This window comes from Leucobacter luti (assembly GCF_004217175.1).
GTDB lineage: Bacteria > Actinomycetota > Actinomycetes > Actinomycetales > Microbacteriaceae > Leucobacter > Leucobacter luti.
The window spans coordinates 1-16,326 of the sequence record NZ_SHKI01000005.1 but is presented as its reverse complement, the minus strand read 5'-3'; the positions used below and the strand labels follow the sequence as shown (position 1 = coordinate 16,326).

General features: G+C 69.2%; 12 protein-coding genes and 1 pseudogene. All 13 read right to left on the bottom strand.

Annotated features, from left to right (window positions below; genetic code table 11):
- Positions 1–3: 3 nt before the first annotated feature.
- A complete protein-coding gene (locus EV139_RS09180) occupies positions 4–1,680 on the bottom strand; it encodes a ribonuclease J (protein ID WP_130454051.1) in 1,677 nt (558 codons plus the stop codon).
- A 15-nt stretch (positions 1,681–1,695) separates the two neighbouring features.
- Complete coding sequence (gene dapA, locus EV139_RS09175) at positions 1,696–2,673, bottom strand: 4-hydroxy-tetrahydrodipicolinate synthase (protein ID WP_130454050.1); 978 nt, start codon at positions 2,671–2,673, stop codon at positions 1,696–1,698.
- 114 nt (positions 2,674–2,787) lie between these two features.
- A complete protein-coding gene (locus EV139_RS09170) occupies positions 2,788–3,327 on the bottom strand; it encodes a dihydrofolate reductase (RefSeq protein WP_130454049.1) in 540 nt (179 codons plus the stop codon).
- Positions 3,324–4,133 (bottom strand): thymidylate synthase, encoded by an 810-nt coding sequence (locus tag EV139_RS09165; RefSeq protein ID WP_130454048.1) that lies wholly within the window; start codon positions 4,131–4,133, stop codon positions 3,324–3,326. The genes EV139_RS09170 and EV139_RS09165 overlap by 4 nt, the downstream gene beginning before the upstream one ends.
- 67 nt (positions 4,134–4,200) lie before the next feature.
- On the bottom strand, positions 4,201–5,139 hold the full coding sequence (locus EV139_RS16240) for a GGDEF domain-containing protein (RefSeq protein ID WP_130454047.1): 939 nt from the start codon (positions 5,137–5,139) through the stop codon (positions 4,201–4,203).
- A 177-nt stretch (positions 5,140–5,316) separates the two neighbouring features.
- The gene (locus EV139_RS09155) at positions 5,317–6,915 is read right to left on the bottom strand and encodes an APC family permease (protein ID WP_130454046.1); all 1,599 of its coding nucleotides are present in this window, start codon (positions 6,913–6,915) and stop codon (positions 5,317–5,319) included.
- A 136-nt stretch (positions 6,916–7,051) separates the two neighbouring features.
- Positions 7,052–7,528: a tetratricopeptide repeat protein gene (locus EV139_RS09150; protein WP_241989010.1), complete on the bottom strand. Its 477-nt coding sequence runs from the start codon at positions 7,526–7,528 to the stop codon at positions 7,052–7,054.
- On the bottom strand, positions 7,525–8,295 hold the full coding sequence (dapB, locus tag EV139_RS09145) for a 4-hydroxy-tetrahydrodipicolinate reductase (RefSeq protein WP_130454045.1): 771 nt from the start codon (positions 8,293–8,295) through the stop codon (positions 7,525–7,527). The genes EV139_RS09150 and dapB overlap by 4 nt, the downstream gene beginning before the upstream one ends.
- 35 nt (positions 8,296–8,330) lie before the next feature.
- Positions 8,331–9,704, bottom strand: coding sequence for a M16 family metallopeptidase (locus tag EV139_RS09140; RefSeq protein WP_130454044.1), 1,374 nt, complete (start codon positions 9,702–9,704; stop codon positions 8,331–8,333).
- Positions 9,705–9,881: 177 nt separating this feature from the next.
- On the bottom strand, positions 9,882–10,982 hold the full coding sequence (locus tag EV139_RS09135) for an NYN domain-containing protein (RefSeq protein ID WP_130454043.1): 1,101 nt from the start codon (positions 10,980–10,982) through the stop codon (positions 9,882–9,884).
- A gap of 145 nt (positions 10,983–11,127) precedes the next feature.
- Positions 11,128–11,970 carry a DUF559 domain-containing protein gene (locus EV139_RS09130; protein WP_237464407.1) on the bottom strand — a complete coding sequence of 281 codons (843 nt, stop codon included), beginning with the start codon at positions 11,968–11,970 and terminating at the stop codon, positions 11,128–11,130.
- A gap of 375 nt (positions 11,971–12,345) precedes the next feature.
- Positions 12,346–14,604, bottom strand: coding sequence for a polyribonucleotide nucleotidyltransferase (locus EV139_RS09125; protein ID WP_130454042.1), 2,259 nt, complete (start codon positions 14,602–14,604; stop codon positions 12,346–12,348).
- A gap of 234 nt (positions 14,605–14,838) precedes the next feature.
- Positions 14,839–16,143: pseudogene (gene efeB / locus EV139_RS09120) on the bottom strand (iron uptake transporter deferrochelatase/peroxidase subunit); the annotation flags it as partial.
- Between the last annotated feature and the right edge of the window lie 183 nt (positions 16,144–16,326).

The window sequence follows — 16,326 nt, the reverse complement described above, 5'->3', positions numbered from 1 at the left end:
CTGCTACACCACCACCACGACGGGGACGATCATCGCCTTGCGGCGCAGCTTCGTTCCGACCCAGCGGCCCACCGTGCGGCGCACGATCTGCTGCAGCTGGTGGTGATCCGTCACGCCGTCGCGCATCGCGTCCTCAAGGGCCTTGGCCACCTGGGGCTTGATCTTTTCGAAGACGTGCGTCTCCTCGGCAACACCCTTCGCGTGGATGTCCGGGCCGGAAACGATCTGGCCCAGGGTGGTCTCCACGACCGTGATGACGGAGATGAAGCCCTCCTCCGCGAGCGTGCGCCGATCGCGGAGGTCGTCCTCGGTCACGCGGCCGACGCTCTTGCCGTCGACGTAGATGAAATCGATGTCGAGCTGGCCCACCGGGCGCGCAACGCCGTCGACCAGGTCGACGACGGTGCCGTTCTCGGCGATGACCGTGCGGTTCTGCGGCACACCCGTCTCGATCGCGAGCGCCGCGTTTGCGACGAGCATGCGGTGCTCACCGTGGATCGGCATCACGTTCTTGGGGCGCACGATGTTGTAGCAGTACAGCAGTTCGCCGGCGGATGCGTGGCCGGAGACGTGCACCTTCGCGTTGCCCTTGTGCACCACGTTCGCGCCGAGCTTGATCAGGCCGTCGATGACGCGGTAGACCGATGTCTCGTTGCCCGGGATCAGGCTGGACGCGAGAATCACGGTGTCGTCCGGGCCAACCTCGACCTGGTGTTCGCGGTTCACCATGCGGCTGAGCACTGCCATCGGCTCGCCCTGCGAACCGGTCGACATGTACACGATCCGGTGGTCGGGGATGTCGCCGCTCTTCTTGAGGTCGACGAGCACCCCCTCCGGCACCTCGAGGTAGCCGAGGTCGGCGGCAATCTTCATGTTGCGCACCATCGAGCGGCCGAGCAGCACCACGCGGCGACCGTTCGCCTGCGCGGCGTCGAGCACCTGCTGCACGCGGTGCACGTGGCTCGAGAAGCTCGCGACCACGACCTTGCCCTTGGTCTTCGCGATGACCTGCTCGATCACGGGGCCAATGTTCTTCTCGGGCGAGGTGAAGCCCGGCACATCGGCGTTCGTCGAGTCGGTCATGAAGAGGTCAACGCCCTCTTCGCCGAGTCGAGCGAATGCCCGCAGATCGGTGATGCGGCCGTCGAGCGGCAGCTGATCCATCTTGAAATCGCCCGTGCCGATCACCAGGCCGGCGTCGGTGCGGATCGCCACGGCGAGCGCGTCCGGAATGGAGTGGTTCACCGCGATGAACTCGAGGTCGAACGGACCGTAGCTCACTTCCTCGTCGGCTGCCACCACGCGGGTGACGGGGCGGATCCGGTGCTCCTTGAGCTTCGCTTCGACGAACGCGAGCGTCAGCTTGGACCCCACGAGGGGAATGTCTTCCCGCATCTTCAGCAGGTACGGGACGCCACCGATGTGATCCTCGTGGCCGTGAGTGAGCACGACCGCGACGATATCCTTCAGCCGGTGCTGAATCTTGGTGATGTCGGGCAGGATCAGGTCCACGCCGGGGTGCTGGACCTCGGGGAAAAGCACACCACAGTCAACGATGAGCAACTTGCCATCGATCTCGTAGACCGTCATGTTCCGGCCGACCTCACCGAGGCCGCCCAGAGGGGTAATGCGAAGTGTCCCCGATTCAAGGGCGGGGGGTGCGTAAGCGGGGTTGGGCACAAAGCCTCCTGTTTGTTAGCGGGTGGTGCCTGCAATCTGGGGCAGGGCACCGCCGGCAGCCGCGTTGCGGTCCGGCCTGAAGTTTGAAAGGTCGACGCCTGGGACGTCTGTGACGAGTGCGAGCTCGTCCTCGATGAGGGCGGCCTCCCACTCTTCCGGGCCGACGAGCGGCAGCCGCACACGCGGGCTGCCGATCCGGCCAAGACCGTGCAGGATGTACTTCGCCGCGACGGTTCCGGGAACGTGGGTCATCACGGCGCGCACGAGCGGTTCAAGGCTCTGATGCGCGTCGCGCGCGGTGTGCAGGTCGCCTGCGTTGACCGCGTCGATGATCGCGCGGTACGGCGCGGCCGCAATGTTCGCGGTGACGCCGATGAGCCCGGTCGCGCCGATCGAGAGGTGCGGCAGCACGTTCGCGTCGTCGCCCGAGAAGTACATCAGGTCCGTTTGGTTGAGCACGCGGCTGACCTCGCTGAAGTCGCCCTTGGCGTCCTTCACCGCGAGGATGTTCGGGTGCTTCGCGAGCCGCAGGATCGTCTCGTACGTGATCGGGACGCCGGTGCGGCCCGGGATGTCGTACAGGATGACCGGCAGATCGGTCGCGTCGGCAACCATGCGGAAGTGTGTGAGCAGACCCGCCTGGGTCGGCTTGTTGTAGTACGGCGTGACGATCATCACGCCGTCGGCGCCGGCCTTTTCGCTGGCCTTGTAGAGCTCGATGGCGTGGGCGGTCTCGTTTGAACCGCCGCCGGTGATGATCTTTGCGCGCCCGCCCGAGACCGCTTTCGCGACCTCGACGAGCTTGATCTTCTCAGGGTCCGTGAGGGTGCTGGTCTCGCCCGTGGTGCCGGTGACGACGATGCCGTCGGCGCCGCTGACGATGCAGTCATCGATGTGCTTCTCTACGGCAGCCCAATCGACCTCGCCGTCCGCCTGGAAGGGCGTGACGAGCGCGACGAGCACCTGTCCAAAAGGATTCTCCTGATTTGCCACTTCCCTAGGCTACCGGACGAACCCCCGTCTCACTCATTCGGGCTCCCGATCCCAGCGAGTTCCGCGCGCTGTCGCGCGTCGCCTGGACACCCTCCGGGCCCTCCCGAGCGCCGGCTACGCGCGCTCGTAGCGCACGAAGCGGTAGCTGAGGCCGGCCGCCTCGTCGCTGTGCACCGCGGCGTCGTCGCGGGGCACCTCGACCCACTCGGGGCCGACCTCAGGCGCGCGAGTGTCGCCGTCGATCTCGGCAGCGATCTCGGTGATCTCCAGGCGGTCGGCGAGCGGCAGTGCCTGCCGGTAGAGCTCTCCCCCGCCCATGACCCACACCCACTCGGGCGCCGGCCCCGAGGCCGGAGCGCTCGCGCGGGCGATCGCCTCGCCCGGCGAGGTCACAACGCTGGCTCCCACAGCCGACCACTCGGGGTTGCGGGTGACCACGATGTTCTCCCGGCCCGGCAGCGGCCGGAACCGCTCGGGCAGCGACTCCCACGTGCGACGCCCCATGATCACCGGCGCGCCGAGCGTGGTGCGCTTGAAGTGCGCCAGGTCGCCGGGGAGGTGCCACGGCATCGCCCCGTCGCGGCCAATCACGCCGTTCGCGGCCTGCGCCCAGATCAGCCCTACCCTGGGGCCGGGTGATGCCGCACCGCTCACACCGCCACCGGCGCTTTGATCCCGGGGTGGTGCTGGTAGTCAAGCACCTCAAAATCGTCGAGGGTGTAGTCGAGGATCGAATCCGCCTTGCGGATCGCGATCTTCGGGTACGGGAACGGCTCGCGAGACAGCTGCCGCTCGACCTGCTCCACGTGGTTGTCGTAGATGTGGCAGTCGCCGCCGGTCCACACGAACTCGCCGGGCTCCAGCCCCGTCTGCTGCGCCACCATGAGTGTCAGCAGCGCGTACGAGGCGATGTTGAACGGCACGCCGAGGAACATGTCGGCCGAGCGCTGGTAGAGCTGGCACGACAGCTTGCCGTCTGCAACGTAGAACTGGAAGAACGCGTGGCAGGGCGCGAGGGCCATGTCGCCGATGTCGGCGACGTTCCACGCGGACACGATGAGCCTGCGCGAGTCTGGGGTGGCGCGGATCTGTTCAATGACCTGCGCGATCTGGTCGATGTGCTCGCCCGACGGCGTGGGCCACGAGCGCCACTGCACGCCGTAGACGGGGCCGAGGTCGCCGTTCTCGTCGGCCCACTCGTCCCAGATCGTGACGTCGTGCTCCTTCAAGAACGCGGTGTTGCCCTCGCCGCGCAGAAACCACAGCAGCTCGACGGCGACAGATTTGAAGTGCACACGCTTCGTGGTGATGAGCGGGAACGACTCGGCGAGGTCAAACCGGATCTGCCGACCGAACAGGCTGCGCGTGCCCGTGCCGGTGCGGTCAGACTTCGGGTCGCCGTGCTCGTAGACCTCGCGCAGCAGGTCCTCGTAGGGGGTGGGAATCGAGTTCGCAGTCACATCTTGAGTGTACCCGCGGGGTCCGACATTCGGCTCCGTGTCGCCACAGCGACCACCGCGCGCTGAGCTACGATCGGGCGCGCTTCCGCTCGTGTTTTTCGTTCAGCATCAGGAGATCCGCGCGGGAGATGAACGCCTCGGGAGACTCGCCGCGCCGCCACTCTGACACGCCAAACGACCAGCCCGGATCCGGAATCTGCCGCCGCAGCCGCTCCCCCGCCGCCAGCGCCTGCTCCGCGTTCGCGTCGATCGTGAGCAGCACGAACTCGTCGCCGCCAAACCGCGCAAACACGTCCTGCGGCCGCGAGTGATCCCGCACGGCGCGCGCGAACTCCTGCAAGACCCGGTCCCCCGCCGCGTGGCCGTGCGCGTCGTTCACCCGTTTGAAGTCGTCGAGATCGAGATACAGCAGCGACAGCGGCTGCCCGCTGCGCTGCGCTGCGGTGACCGCCGGGCCCAGGAGGCGCTCGAAACCCCGCTTGTTCCACACGTCGCACAGCGGGTCGGTGATCGAGGTTCGTTCAAGGCGCGCCTTAAACCTCCCGATCAGCTCCCCCGCGAGGAGGCCCGTGACCGCGAGCGTCATCAGCACGGTCGCCACCTCGTCGCCGAACCGCGAGAGCATGAGCACGATGTAGGTCGCCATCCACGTGTAACTCAGTGTGCGCGCGAACCAGAGCGGGAAGAACCACACCAGGTAGAGGATGTACGGGAAGAAGAGCAGCCCCATGTTGAACGCGCGCAACGCGTCCGGCGTGGTGAGTGCCGACGGCACCACCACGAGCAGCGCGCCGATCATCAGCGCGCCAGCGAACCGCGTCGAAAACCGGCGCCCGAGTGCCAGCACCCCGCCGCCCGCGACCACGCAGGCGATCGCGATCACCACAAGATCCGGGCGCGGAGCCTCCGAGTAGCGAAACACGGAGGCGTTCAGCGCCGCGAAGACCGCACCAGCGAGGTAGAAGGCCGCTGTGGCGATCGACAGATCCGTTTGATTCGCGCGCACTGATTCGTCCTGCTTCCCCGTGCTCGAACAGTGTCCGACGATCCTATGTCACGTGTGGACCCCCACCTGTGCTCATACGACGAAAACGCCCCGCGTGCGCAACATGTGCTGCGTTTCATCTGAAACACTGCACATGTTGCGCACGCGGGGCGCGCAGTTCGTTCGGGCCGTGGCCGGTTAGGAACCGAGCCCGTCGTCGAACACGGGCATCGCCGAGGTGTCAGACTCGGCGTCCGCCTTCGCGAGCACCTCGCCGCGGAAGAACCCGGGGGTGGAGCGCGACTGCAGGATCATGAGCACCACGCCGAGGCCGAGCACCACGACGCCGATGATCCCCACGAGGCCGATGCCGCCGACGTTGCTCCCCGAACCGAATGCCGGGTCCATGCTGTCGACCGTGGTCTGCACGAACACGATCAGCAGCAGGATGCCGCCCAGGCCGGGGAACACGAACTTCGACATGACCGCGCCGAAGCCCTCCTTGAACGCCGTGCGACGGAAGTACCACGGGCTCGCGAGCGCGGTGATCCCGTAGTAGAAGCACACCATCATGCCAAGGGCGGTGATCGTGTCCCAGAGGACGTCCTCGCTGATGAAGCGCATGATCGCGTAGAACACCGAGGCGACGACCGAGGACAGCAGGAGCGCCACGTACGGGGACTTGTACTTCGGGTGGATCTTCTTGATCGCGGGCGGCAGGGCGCCGTAGTGCGACATCGCGAGCAGCGTGCGCGCCGGCGAGATCGCGGTCGAGTTGATCGAGGCCATCGCGCTCACAAGGATCGCGAGCGAGAGCAGGATCGCGGCGGGCCCCATGACCGGGTGCGCGAGCGCGGCGAACACGTTCTCCGCGATCGACGGGTTGTTGAGCCCCGTGCCGGTGTCGCCGAGGCCGGCGTAGGCGACGGTGGCCGCCGCGGTGCCGACGTAGAGCACCACGAGGATGAAGACGAGGATCATCGCGGCCTTGCTCTCGGTCGAGAGGCGACCCTTCGACGGCTTCGTCTCCTCGCCCATCGTGAGCACGGTGTCCCAGCCCCAGTAGACGAAGATCGACACGGCAATGCCGGCGGCGAACGCGCTAAAACTGTCGACCTCGAGCGGGTTGAACCAGGAGAGCTCGGGCATGCGCCCGGCCTCGTTGGCGGGATCCCCGGCGCCCACGAACATTGCGACGATGAACCACACCATGATGGCCATCTGGAAGATGACGGTGATGTACTGGAAGATCTTCGTGGAGGTCATGCCGCGGTACGAGATGAACGTCGCGACCGCCATGAAACACAGGCAGACCAGGATGTTGATGAACTTATTGTCCGAGATCTCCGCGATCGCCGGGTTGTCGGCGATGATGCTGATCGACTGGAACAGGAACTCAACCGCGATCCCCGCGAGGTTTGAGAGCACGAGCACGGTCGCGGCGATGAGGCCCCAGCCGGCCATCCAGCCCACCCACGGGCCGAACGCGCGAGTCGCCCACGTGAACGAGGTTCCCGAGTCGGGCATCGCCGAGTTCAGCGCGCGGTATCCCAGCGCGACGAGCAGCATGGGAATGAAGCCCATGAGGAAGATCGCGGGAGTCTGGTACCCGACCTCCGCGGCAGCAGGACCCACCGCGGCGGTCAGGGTGTACGCCGGGGCGCACACCGAGAGCCCGATCACGAGGGCGCCCATGACCCCCACGGTTCCCGAGGGGAGCCCCTTCTTGCTGATTCCGGTGACCGAATCAAGCGTGCGAGTTCGTGGCTCGGGAGCGTTGAGGTCATATTTGGCCATGACAACCGTGCTTTCTGGCGCGAGGTGTTGCGCATCGTCGGCTACAGGTGATTCCGCGCTGGAATCCATCCGGGGTCATCCTGGCCCCGATCCCTGGCGTTCGGGCATCGAGTCTATGCACGCAACTGGGTTTTCCCTAATCCTTCGGAGTTATTCCACTGATTTCGTTCTTTTTGAGCCCAATTGCTTCGCGTATCGCTGCTCTTGCGCGTTTTCGGTCACCACATGCGTCGTACACAATGCCGAGACGCATCCACGCCTGCCACGACTCGGGGGCCGCCTCAACCTCGGCCCGATACTTCGGGAACGCCGCATCGGCGTCCTCGCGCACGGGGCGCCCGGAGGGTCGCGTCGACACGGGTTCTTCAGGCATCAGCCCGGCCGTGCCGAGCTCGTCGGCCAGGCGCGTCGACTCGCGGCCGAACTGCAGTTCGCGCAGCAGCGCCCACACGCCGATCAGGGGCAGGATCAGCATGGCAACGCCCATCACGATCGGCAGCACCTCGCCGGAGCTCAGCAGGCCAATCGCGCGGATCCCCGCGAACACGAAGTACAGCGCGAGCAGCACGCTCATGATGGAGACGCCGATCACGGCGCGGACGCGGGCGCTCACGCGGCCACCTCCCCCGCTGCGGGGCGGCCGAGTCCGTCGAGGCCGAGCACGCGGTCGAGGCCGACCGTGAGCCCGCTCCCCGCGGAGCCCGCGGCCACGAACTCAAGCGCCGCGCGGATGCCCGCCCGGTAGGCGTCGTTCGAGTGCGTGTCGTGCATCACCGTGAGCACCTCACCGGGGCCGCCGAAGCGCACCTCCTGCTTCGCGACCACGCCGGCGAGCCGCAGGCTGTGGATCGGGATCCCGGCGACCAGCTCGCCGCGCGCCGGCTGCTCGGCGTACGGGGCCTCGATCGCCCGGTCCCCGCGGGCTTCGGCAATGACCTCCGCCGTGCGCACCGCGGTGCCGGAGGGCGAGTCGACCTTCTGCGGGTGGTGGGCCTCGACGATCTCGATCGCGTCGAAATAGGGCGCGGCCGCGCGCGCGAGCGCGGTGCCCAGCACCGAGCCAAGCGAGAAGTTCGGCACCACGAGCACGGTGCCGCCAGCGGCCGCGACGCGCTCCCGCAGCTCCGCGAGCCGCGCGGCCGACCAGCCGCTCGTGCCGACCACGACGCGCTGACCGCGCGCGAGCGCCCGGTCGACGATCGCCGCGGAGGCGTCCGGGTGGCTCACATCAACGAGGATCTCAGCGTCGGCCCCGGCGCTCGGGTCTGACGAGCTCGTGAGGCGTGCCACGAGGTCGAGGTCCGGGTGCGCCTCGACCACCTCGCACACGAGTGTTCCGAGTCGGCCTGTGGCCCCGGCGACGGCTACGCGTTTCGACATACCCCTCAATCTACCGGCTCGGGGCGCCGCGCTGACTACGCGGAGGCCGCGAGCGCCGAGCGGGACACGTCGCCCACTGCCACGACCGTGAGCGGCCGCTCGGCGATCGCCGCGGCGACCGCCTTGATCTCGTCGCCGGTCACCTCCGCGAACCGCGCGAGCGAGGTGTCGAGGTCGTAGAGCTCGCCGGCGCCGAGCTCGGCGCGGGCCAGGCGGCCCATCCGGGTCTCCGAGTCTTCAAGGGCGAGCGCCGTCGAACCCGCGATCTGCCCGAGCGCCCGCTCGTGCTCCTCGGCGGTGATCCCGCCGTCGGCGATCTTTTGCAGTTCCAGTTGGCTGAGCTCGAGCACTGCCCCGGCCTTCTCGGGCGCGCTGCCGGCGTAGATCCCGAAGAGGCCGGCGTCCGAGTAGCTGGCCCCAAACGAGTACGCCGTGTACGCCAGACCGCGCTTCTCGCGGATCTCCTGGAAGAGCCGGCTCGACATGCCGCCGCCGAGCACCGAGTTCATGATGCCGAACGCGAAGCGGCGCGGATCGTTGCCGCGCAGTCCCGGCGTGCCGAGCATCAGGTTGATCTGCTCGCTGGGGCGCTCGGTGACGCACACCCGCGGCGCGGTCTGCGCGGGGACCGTCGCGGGGTCGGTGGTGGCGAGTGCGCGCCGCACCGGCGTCGCCTCGCGGTCAGTGTGCCAGCGCTCCTCGGGCGAGGCGTTGAGCGCGGCCACGATCTGCGCGACGAGCTGATCGTGGTCGACCGCGCCCGCCGCGGTGACGACGAGCGTGGACGGGTCGTAGCGGTCGCGGTAGTGGCGGTCGACGTCGTCGCGGCGGGCCGCGCGGATCGTCTCGGGGAGGCCGCCGATCGGGCGCCCCAGCGGGTGGTCGACGAGCACCTCCTCGAAGAGCTGCTCGCTCGCGACGTCGGCGAGATCGTCGGCGGCCATCGCGAGCTCCTCAAGAATCACGCCGCGCTCGGTCTCGAACTCCTCGGGGTCGAGCACCGAGTTGGTCACCATGTCGGCGAGCACGGTCACGGCCTCGGCCAGGTCGGCGTCGCGCACCTTCGCGTAGTAGCAGGTGTACTCCTTCGCGGTGAGCGCGTTGTGCTCGGCACCCATGCGGTCAAAGGTGGTGGCGATCTCGTACGCGTCGCGGGTGGGCGTGCCCTTGAACAGCAGGTGCTCAAGGAAGTGCGTGGACCCCAGGCTCCCCGGGGCGTCGCCCCGCTCGCCCTGCTCGTCGCGAGATCCAACGCCCACCCAGAAGCCGATCGAGGCGCTGCGCGCGCTGGGCATCAGCTCGGTGAGTACACGGAGGCCGCTCGGGTGCACCGTGCGGCGCATGAGGCTGCCGCTGAGGTCCACCGAGAGCTCGGCCTGGTCAAGGGGCAGGAGGATCGGTTCGCGCATCCCCCCAGCCTATCCGGCGCGCCTGAGCGGCCTCTCCCCCGGCGCGCGGCGCGGTTCACAAGCCCGGGCACGTCGCAGCCCAGCGCGCGCCGCGGACCCGCGTGCGTCGCTGCCCAGCGCGCGCCCCTGCCCAGCTCGCGCCGCGGGCCCGCATGCGTCGCAGCGCGGGACTCCGCGCTACTTCGACTGATCCCGCAGCCGCACGAGGCGCTCGTGCCCCGTCTCCTCGAGCTCGGCGATGTCCGAGCGGGACTTCAGAAAATCGGAGAACGAGCGGAAGCCGAGCGCGCGCTCGTTGAAGGACGGGTCCATGCGCCGCATCTGCTGCTTCACGGCCGAGCTGTACAGCCAGCCCGAGTCGTCCTTGTCCTGGCTGAGCCAGAGCGCGCGAATCAGGAGGCCCGTCGCATCGATGTCTGGATCTGAGGTGCCCTCCTCGTCGTCATCGTCGTGTTCATCGTCGTGCAGCCCGGCGTCCGCGCCGTGCGGCGCCTCGCTCGCTGGCGTGGTGGCCGGCCCGTTCGACTTGGAGCTGCGCGGCGGCGTGAGCTCGTCGAGCGCCGCGGCGAGCTCGTCGAGCGGCGCCTCGGCCGAGCGCTGAGCCCCGGCCTCCGCGGAGTCGGCCGCGGCAGCCCCGGCCGATGCAGATGCCCCGGCGTCGCCCGCAGGCCGGGCACGCCGCCCCCGGGCCGGCTGCACCGGACGCTCCGGGAGCTCAACGCCGGGCAGTGAGTCGTAGCTGGCGAACTCGTCGCAGGCGGCCGTGAGCGCCTTGGCCGTGGACCCGGCGACGCCGATGCCCACCACGTAACGCCCGAGGCGCTTGCAGCGCTGCGCCAGCGGCACGTAGTCTGAATCGCCAGCGACGATCACCACGTGCGTGAGGTCGTCGAGCCGGAACATGTCTTCGACCGTGTCCACCGCGAGGCGGATGTCCGCGCCGTTCTTTGCGTAGGCCGCGGCCGGGAACAGCTGCACCAGGTCGACGGCGCGCGCCACCAGCTGCGAGCGGTACACGGCATTCACCGGCGCCGACCAGTCGGCGTAGGCGCGCGTGAGGACGAGCGTGCCGAACGACGACGCGTAGTCGATGATCGCACCCACGTCGACCGCCGCGGCTTTCAGGCGCTCGGCCACATCGGGGGCGGTCGGATCCTCGGCAATGCGCTGCCGGTCGCGCGAGAACGAGTTGCGCCCGTGCACCCGGTCGTACCACGAGAGCACAATGTTGTCGAAGTCGAGGTAGACCGCGACGCGTCCGTTCTGAGTATCCGCCATGCCCCCAGTCTGGCAGGGTCTCCCCGCCCTGTCTGCACACGCGCCCCAGCCCGCCGCGGGTTCTCGCAGGAAACACGCGGCTGCGCCGAGAGATTCACGGGGCACAGAGCCCAAGAACCGGGTGTGGCCACGCGGGCGAACTCAATCACGGCCGTCCCCCTCCGGCCACGCGCGGCCGCCCCTGCGAGAGCGCGACCATGATGAGGCGCTGCACCTCGGGCCAGTCGTGCTCCACTTGCCAGGACCCCACGCGAATGGTGACGAAGCCATTCACCGCGAGCACCGCGTCAATCCGGTTGTCGGCGGTGCGCTGCGGCCCAACGTGGTGCCCGCCATCAATCTGCAGCACCAGCCACCCCTCGATGAGGAAGTCAACCCTGTGCCCGTACAGCCAGGCCTGCGCCACGACTCGGAGACGCAGTGCGGTGAGGCGGCGGCGCACGTAGCTCTCGAGCCCAGAATCGGAGAAGATGGAACACGCGGCGAGGAGCTCCCGCTCCCGCTCGCGCAGCGGCAGCCGTTCAAGACCAGCGCGCGTGACGGTTTCGGTGCGGAGCGCTGACTCCCACACGGCGAGCGCGCCCTCCGCGGGGAGACACCCGGCCGCGAGCACGAGGGCGTTCTCCACGCGGTCGATGAGCCGGTGGGGCTCGCGCCACACCACCGGCACAGCCCAGTGACACACGTGGTTGCCGCCGCGCACCCGCGAGTTGGGCGTGCGCGCGGCGACGTGCGGGCGAGTCACCCGATCCGGCACCCACAGCCCCAGTCGGGAGATCAGGCTCATGCAGCTCAGGAGCACCCCGTGCTGAGCTGCGTAGACGAGCTGCCGGTCGGCGTCTGGAAGTGCGAGCCAGCCACGCTGTGGCCGCACCAAGCGGCCGGCTGCGCGGTGCGCGTCGAGGGTGTGGCGGCTCCACCCCGCATCGATGAGGTGCTGTGCGCGCATGATGCCGCCGGCGGCGCGCAGTGTCGTGAAGATGGTCATGCGTCCACCATGCGCGACGCGCGGCCGCCGCGGGACGGCGAATCGTGAACTGTGGAGAGTGCGCCGCCACCGCGTGCTGCTGCTGAGCTGTGGACGGAGGTGGGCGGCCGGGCTCGCGCAGGAGATCCGAACTCAGGCGGGTGAAAACCGCCGAATTCGTCCGCCTGAGTTCGGATCTCCTGCGCGAGTTCGGATCTCCTGTGCGAGCTCGGATCTCCTGCGCGAGCACGGATCTCCTGCGCGAGCTCGGAGCCCTGCGCGAGCTCGAATCTCCCGCGCGAGCTCGGGGAGGGAGAAGGACGACAGGCGGAAGGAGCCCACACACAAACGCGCACGCCGCCCCAAGCGGGGCGACGGGCGCGTGTGCGGTGGAGCTTACTCCGCGGCTACCTCAGCGGCCTCGGCGGGCGCCTCAGCGGCCTGCTCCTCGAGCACGGGCTCGAGCGAGAGCTTGCCACGATCATCGACCTTCGTGATCTTCACGAGGATCTTCTGACCCACGGCGAGCACGTCGTCGACGCTCTCGATGCGCTTGCCACCGGCGAGCTTGCGCACCTCGGAGATGTGCAGCAGGCCGTCCTTGCCGGGGAGCAGCGAGACGAAGGCACCGAAGGCGGCGTTCTTCACGACGGTGCCGAGGTACTGCTCGCCGACCTCGGGGTTCTGCGGGTTGGCGATCGCGTTGACCTGGGCGCGGGCGGCCTCGGCCGCGGGGCCGTCGGTCGCGCCGATGTAGACGGTGCCGTCGTCGTCGATCGAGATGTCGGCGCCGGTCTCGTCCTGGATCCCGTTGATGGTCTTGCCCTTGGGCCCGATCAGCTCGCCGATCTTGTCCACCGGGATGTTGACCGTGATCACGCGGGGCGCGGTCGGGGCCATCTCGTCGGGGGCGTCGATCGCCTGGTTGAGCACGTTGAGGATCGTGAGGCGAGCCTCGTGAGCCTGCGTGAGCGCGCCCTTGAGCACGTCGGCGGGGAGGCCGTCGAGCTTGGTGTCGAGCTGGATCGCGGTGATGAACTCGCTGGTACCGGCGACCTTGAAGTCCATGTCGCCGAGCGCATCCTCAGCACCCAGGATGTCGGTGAGCGCCGCGTAGCGGGTCTCGCCGTTGACCTCGTCGGAGACCAGGCCCATGGCGATGCCGGCGACGGGTGCGCGCAGCGGCACACCGGCGTTGAGCAGCGACAGGGTCGAGGCGCAGACGGAGCCCATCGAGGTGGAGCCGTTCGAGGACAGCGCCTCGGACACCTGACGGATCGCGTACGGGAACTCCTCGCGGCTCGGCAACACCGGCACGAGCGCGCGCTCGGCGAGGAAGCCGTGCCCGATCTCGCGACGCTTCGGCGAACCAACGCGGCCGGTCTCACCGGTCGAGTACGGCGGGAAGTTGTAGTGGTGCAGGTAGCGCTTGCTCGTGATCGGCGACAGCGAGTCGATCTGCTGCTCCATCTTGAGCATGTTCAGCGTGGTGACGCCCAGGATCTGGGTCTCGCCGCGCTGGAAGATGGCCGAGCCGTGCACGCGCGGGATGACCTGGACCTCGGCGTCGAGCGCGCGAATGTCGCTCGTGCCGCGGCCGTCCATGCGCACGCCCTCGGAGAGGACGCGGCTGCGGACGATGTCCTTGGTGACCGACTTGTACGCGGCCGAGACCTCACCGTTTGCCGACTCGGGGAGTTCCCCGGCGGCAACGCGTGCGGCGATCTGCTCCTTGACGCGAGCCTTCAGCGCGTCGTCGGCGTTCTGGCGCTCCTGCTTGTCAGCGATCTGGTAGATCGGTGCGAGCTCGGTGCGTGCCAGCGCGTCAACGGCTGCGAGGGTCTCGTCGGTGTAGGGCAGGAAGACCGGGTAGTCGGCGATCTCCTTCGCCGACTGCGCGGCGAGCTCCGACTGGGCCTTGCACAGCTGGGCGATGAACGGCTTTGCCGCGTCAAGACCGGCCGCGACCACTGCCTCGTTGGGCTTGGTGGCGCCGCTGCGGATGAGCTCCCAGCTCTGCTCGGTTGCCTCTGCCTCGACCATCATGATCGCGACGTCTTCGGCACCGTTCTTGTCGGTGACGACGCGGCCGGCAACGACGAGATCGAAGACGGCGTCCTTGAGCTGCTCCACGTTCGGGAACGCGACCCACTGATCACCGATCAGCGCGAGGCGGACACCGGCGATGGGGCCGGAGAACGGGAGGCCCGAGATCTGGGTCGACGCGGAGGCCGCGTTGATCGCGAGCGCGTCGTAGAACTCGCCCGGTGCGATCGACAGGACCGTGATGACGACCTGGACCTCGTTGCGGAGACCGGCGACGAACGACGGGCGCAGGGGGCGGTCAATGAGACGGCAGACGAGGATCGCCTCGGTCGAGGGGCGGCCCTCGCGACGGAAGAACGAGCCGGGGATCTTGCCCGCGGCGTACGAGCGCTCTTCGACGTCGATGGTCAGGGGGAAGAAGTCGAAGTGATCCTTCGGCTGCTTGGATGCGCTGGTGGCGGAGAGGAGCATGGTCTCCTCGTCCAGGTACGCGGCGACCGCGCCCTGTGCCTGCTGCGCGAGGCGTCCGGTTTCGAAGCGGATGGTCCGCTTCCCGAACTTGCCGTTGTCGAGGACTGCCTCGGCGAACTTGATTTCAGGACCCTCCACGGGTACTCCTTTGCTTCGGGTGAGCACACAGTAACTGCTCGCTTGGGCCGATCGGCCTGCGAGTGCTGATCAACAGTGGAAGGCCACTCACTGCGCGCTGCGGCGTCGCGGTGAGGGATCCACCACCGAAGACCAGCCACCTGTGCTCGCTGCTTCGTTGGTGTGGGCAGACGCCCACGGTTTCTAAGATAGCACCGCCCCCCGGCGAAACGGGTGAACGGTTGGGCCCGCCTGCTACGGCGTGAACAGCGCCTGGCCCACGTGCTCGCCCGGCGCGATCCCGCCCGGCACGGCCCAGAGCCCGGAGCCGACGTGGCGCAGGTACTCGTTCATCGAGTCAGACTTGAGGTTCTGCTGCACGCGCACGAACGTCGCGGGGTCGTGCTGGAAGCTGATGAAGAAGAGCCCCGCGCCGAGCTGCCCGAGCGGGTTCGAGCCGTCGACGTAGTTGTAGCCGCGGCGCAGCATGCGCGCCCCGCCGTTCTGGTCGGGGTGCGCGAGCCGCAGGTGGGCATCGTTCGCGATCGCGGCCTCGCCGTCGCCGCTCACCGCCGCGAAGTCCGGGGCGTCGAACTCAGCGCCGCCCGAGAGCGGACCGCCCTCCCCCTTGGTGCGGCCCACGATCCGCTCCTGCTCGTCGAGCGAGGCGCGGTCCCACGTCTCGATCGTCATCGCGATCTTGCGCGCCACCAGGTAGCTGCCGCCGCGCAGCCACGCCTGCGGGTGGTCGTCTGCCACCCACACGTGCTCGGCGAGCGCCCGGGTTTCCTCGGCCATCACGTTCGCTGTACCGTCCTTGAACCCGAAGAGGTTCCGGGGCGTGTCCTGCGCCACCGACGTGGACGATGTGCGGCCGAAGCCGAGCTGGCTCCAGGCGACGCGGGCGCGCCCCATCGCGATGCGGCTGAGGTTGCGGATCGCGTGCACGGCGACCTGTGGATCGTCGGCGCAGGCCTGGATGCACAGGTCCCCGCCCGTGGTCGCCGCGTCGAGCAGGTCGAAGGCGAACGAGGGCAGCTCGACAAACTCCTCGGGGAGCCGATCGGCGATCCCGAAGCGATCCTCGCCGTCCGCCGTCTCAAACAGCGTGCGGCCGAACCCGAAGGTGATCGTGAGGTTCGAGGCGTGGAGGCCGAGCGCCTCGCCGGTGTCCGCGGGCGGGGCGAGCGGCGGGCCGTCGACCGCGCCGCCGACGCCGATCTCTTCGCCGCGGGTCAGCGCGGCGGCGGCCTCGGTCCAGTCAGTGAGCAGCTCGATGAGCGCGGCGCGGTCCACGCCGCGGAGCAGCTTGAAGCTGGCGAAGTGGAGGCGATCCTGCGCCGGAGTGACGATCCCGGCCTGGTGCGCGCCAGTGAACGGCACGCTCCCCGAGTCGGATCCGCCGGACCCGGCAGCGCCGCCGGCACCAACCGCCGCGGCAGCGATCGCGGCACCGCCGGCGCCCCCGACCGCGAGGCCAGCGGCTCCGGCGCCGAGCAGGCCGAACAGCCCGCGACGGCTCACCGCGGCGGTCTGGGCGGGCGCCTCGCCCGCGGGTGCCCCCGAGTCGGGGGGGGGGGGGGGGGGGCCCCGCGCCGGGGGGGGGGGGGGGGGGGGGGGGGGGGGCGCCCCCCCCCCCCCCCGGGGGGGGGGGGCGGGGGGGGCGCCCGGCCCCCCCCCCCCCCCGCCCCCCCCCCCCGCGCCCCCCCCCCCGCCCCCCCCCCCCCCCCCCCCCCCCCCCCC